Genomic DNA, 3963 nt, shown 5'->3' on the forward strand with positions numbered 1-3963 from the left:
CACGTCGAGGGTGGTCACCCTACATACCGACTCTTCTCATCTCATCTGTTCGATGGTCTCGCTTCGAGTCACGAATTGCGCTCTTCGGTTCGGGGCGCCAGCCTCGAGTGACGAATCCCTCTAGCTACACCGAGTCGGCCTGGCGACGCTCGCGGCGCTCGACGACCTCGAGGATCTGCTGGAGGACGGTCGCTTCTCCCTTCCGGAGGTGTTCGAGCGCCGTCGGCCCGGACACGTCGTGTTTGGCCGCCAGCTCCTTGGCGGAGACCTCGCGGGGCCAGCCGTAGTAACCCTCCTCGAACGCCGACAGCAGATACCGTGTCTGGCGCTGAGAGAGTTCGCCCGCGATCTCGTCGACGAGATCGCCCGCGACCGCCTCCTCCGGTTCGTAGTCGATGACTCGCCGGACGTCGACGTCCGCGACCGCTTCGAGCTCGGCCATCGAAGAGCCGATCGAGGCACCGTCGGCGAGCAGCGTCCACTGTTCGCGGTCGTCGGTGATCCGGATCTCGCCGACCGGCGTCAGCGACGACTGGACGATCGCCTCGTAGATCGACGCGGCCGCGTCGTACCGGACGTGAACCCGGAGCTGGTCGGCGTGCCCTTCGAGGACGTCGAGCGACCTGACGGCGCCCGAGCCGGCCGCCGCTTCCTCGACGTCTTCGAGATCGACCGCCTCGCTGCCGAGCAGACTGACCGTCGCCAAAATGTCGGTCCCGTCGGAACAGATGTCCGTCACGACGAGCTCCGCGCCCGGGAACTCGCGCGTGAGCTCGAGCATCCAGCAGCCGTCGTGCCACAGCCGGAGATCGACTCGTTTTTTCATACCGAACAGAGTCTTGAGAGAGACTCTCAAGCGAAAGCTAAATATCTATGGGTGAGATTCCACGTCGACTTTCTGCAAGAAACCTGTGGTCCCCGGCCAGCCGTACACGCTCTGGACCTGCGAGCCGGTGGACCGGTATCGGCTGGTGGCCGGAAGAGTAGCTGCCGACTCGCCTCGCATGCTAGCCCGGGAGTTTTCCCTCCGTCCGAAGCGTTCGAGGGTATGGATATCGAGGCACGACGAGCCCGGCTCCGCGACCGGCGGGCGGCGGTGCTCGAGCCGTTCGAGACGCCGGTCTTCGTCTTCTTCGAGGAGGACATACGAGCCAACTATCGGACGTTGCGTGGGGCGCTCGACGACCACTACCCGGATTCGGCGATCCACTTCGCCGTCAAAGCCAACTACAATCCCGGCGTCCTCTCGATACTTCGATCGGAGGGCTGCCGGGCGGAGGTGTACGCCAGCGGCGAACTCTCGGCGGCGCTCGAGGCGGGATTCGATCCCTCGGAGCTGCTGTTGACCGGGATGAACCGCCGGTCGGCGGACGTCGAGCGTGCCCTGGAGGTCGGCGTCGAACACCTGCTCGTCGACAACGCCACGGAACTGGAGCGCCTGATCGATACGGCCGAGGCGACCGGGACGACGCCGAAGGTCCTCGTCCGGGGCAACCCCGCGATGGAGGTGCCGACCCACCCGGAGGTGGCGACGGCGACCCGGGAGACGAAGTTCGGACTCGACATCGAGTCCGGGCGGGCAATGGCTGTCGCCGAGCGGACGGTCGCGTCCGACGCCGTCGAACTCGCTGGCGTCCAGCTGCACATCGGCAGCCAGATCCGCAGCGTCGAGCCGTACGCCGTGGCCGCGCGCGAGATGCTCTCCTTCGCGGCTGAGATCAGAGACGACCTCGGCGTCGAGATCGACGTCCTCGACCTCGGCGGCGGCTTTCCCGTCCCCTACGACGAGCCAGTGCCCCCGGCGACCGAGATCGTCGAGACGATCGCGACGACCGTGCGGGAGCGCGTCGCTGCCCACGCCCTCTCGCACCCGACGCTCTTTCTCGAACCCGGCCGCCGGCTCGTCGGCAACGCGGGGACGCTGCTCGGAACCGTCGGTGTCGTCAAGGAGACGCCGTACGCGTCGTTTGCGGTCCTCGACGTCGGCACGAACGCCGTCTCGTCGTACTGGCCGTACCCGGTCTACGCGGTCGCAGACGGCGAGCCCGATCGGACGTACGACGTCGCCGGTCCGCTCTGTTACACCGGGGACGTGCTCTCGGAGGACGTCGCCCTTCCGGAGCTCGCCGCGGGCGACGTGATCGCGATCGATCGCGTGGGCGCCTACTCGCTGGGCAGCGCCTCCCACACCAACGCCCAGCCGAAGCCGCCGGTGGTCCTCGCCCGCGAGGACGGCGGCGTCGACGTGATCAGGCGGCCGGAGACGCCCGCGGACGTCCTGGAAAAGGCGGAGGTGCCGGATGACCTCCGGTGAGCGAGCGGGCGAGGAGCCGCGTTCGCGGGACGGGTTTCCCGCGGACGTCCCGGCTGCGGTCCGCCTCGCCGTCCAGCGCGCGGCGACGCGGGTGGCTCCCGACGAGCGCGTCGCCGCGTTCGCGGTCGACGCCGAAACGGACGGGGACGTCGTCGTTCTGACCGGCGTCGTTGGCGACGCCCGGGCCCGACGAGCGGTCGTCGACGCGGTCGAGCGGGCGGTCCCCGACCGGCGTGTGCGCGACGAGCTGGCGACGCTCGCGGGGAGCGGGGAGGCGCGGACGACCGCCCGCCGGGTCGTCCCGGTCCGCGGCGAACCCGACGGCGACGCCGAGCAGGTCACCCAGGCCCGATACGGGACGGATCTACGGGCGTACGATCGACGGGACTCGTGGCGGCGCGTCCGGACGCCCGACGGCTACATCGGGTGGATGGACGCGGACGCGCTCGCAGAGCCCGGCGACTCCGGAGGCGACTGGGAGGCGGACGCGGTCGTGACGTCTCCCGCGGAGCCCGCGGAGTCGAACGACGGACTTCCCGAGCGAATCCCGGCCGGCACGCCGTGTCGGATCGAGCCGACGAGCGTAGCGGCGGCGACGAGCCGGGACGGGACGGACGAAGGGAAGCCGACGAGTGGAACCCCAACGATCGTCTCGTTCCGAACGGGTGCGACGGCCGTCCTCGACGACGACGCGATCCGCAGGCAGCGACCCGTCGGCGACGGAGAGACGGTGGTCGACGCCGCCACGCAGTTTCTCGGCACCCCTTACGAGTGGGGCGGCACGACGATCACCGGGATCGACTGCTCCGGACTGGTCCTGATCGCGTACGCCGTCGCCGGTGTCAGCGTCCCGCGGGACGCCGACCAGCAGGAGACCCTCGGCGTCGACGTCGATCGCGAGGCGCTTGCACCCGGTGACCTCCTGTTCTGGCCGGGCCACGTGGCGATCTCCCTCGGCGGCGCAGAGTTCGTCCACGCCTACGGCGACGCCGATGGGGTGACGGTGAACAGCCTCGATCCCGCCGACGATCGGTACGTCGCCGACCTCGACGAGGGACTGCGCTCGACGAGGCGGCTGCTCGACCTGGAACCCGCGAACGCTGACCTGGAGACCGGAGGCGACCGCAGGTGATCGTCGATCGAGTGGACGTCGTCCCGCTCGACCTCCCGCTCGCCGAGCCGTTCGAGATCTCGCTCGGATCGAAGTCCCGCGCCGAGAACGTCCTCGTCCGTCTGGAGACCGATACCGGAACCGTCGGCTACGGCGAGAGTGCGCCCCTGGAACCGATCACCGGCGAGACGCAGGCGAGTGCGATCGCCGCTGCCGAGGCGGGTGCCGACCTCCTCGAGGGCCGGTCGGTCGCCGACCGACGGGGTGCCGTCAGCGCGCTCCGTGCGGCGCTGCCCGGCCAGGTGTCGGCGATCTTCGCCCTCGAGACAGCGCTCTACGACGCCTACTGCCGGGAACGGGAGATTCCCCTCGCGGAGTGTTTCGGCGGCGAGCCGGTGCCCGTCACGACGGACATCACGGTCTCGATCGTGGACCCCGACACCGCCGCTTCGGAGACCGTGACCGCCCTCGAGCGAGGGTTCGAGGAGATCAAAGTGAAGGTCGGCGGGGCGGTCGAGGACGACCTCGAGCGGATCGC

General features: G+C 69.5%; 3 protein-coding genes and 1 pseudogene. 3 read left to right on the forward strand and 1 reads right to left on the reverse strand.

Annotation, left to right across the window (positions count from 1 at the left end):
- Window positions 1–124: 124 nt before the first annotated feature.
- A complete protein-coding gene (locus tag QZT59_RS04810; RefSeq protein WP_290812133.1) occupies window positions 125–826 on the reverse strand; it encodes a helix-turn-helix domain-containing protein in 702 nt (233 codons plus the stop codon).
- A gap of 222 nt (window positions 827–1048) precedes the next feature.
- Between QZT59_RS04810 and lysA the strand changes: the two genes are divergently transcribed.
- The 3 genes and pseudogenes from lysA to QZT59_RS04825 form a co-directional block, all read left to right on the forward strand.
- Window positions 1049–2314: a diaminopimelate decarboxylase gene (lysA, locus tag QZT59_RS04815; protein ID WP_290812136.1), complete on the forward strand. Its 1266-nt coding sequence runs from the start codon at window positions 1049–1051 to the stop codon at window positions 2312–2314.
- Window positions 2301–3446: an NlpC/P60 family protein gene (locus QZT59_RS04820; protein WP_290812138.1), complete on the forward strand. Its 1146-nt coding sequence runs from the start codon at window positions 2301–2303 to the stop codon at window positions 3444–3446. The genes lysA and QZT59_RS04820 overlap by 14 nt, the downstream gene beginning before the upstream one ends.
- A pseudogene (locus tag QZT59_RS04825) lies at window positions 3443–3963 on the forward strand (dipeptide epimerase); the annotation flags it as partial. The gene QZT59_RS04820 and the pseudogene QZT59_RS04825, both read left to right, overlap by 4 nt.

The organism is Halovivax sp. (assembly GCA_007119345.1).
Classification (GTDB): domain Archaea; phylum Halobacteriota; class Halobacteria; order Halobacteriales; family Natrialbaceae; genus Halovivax.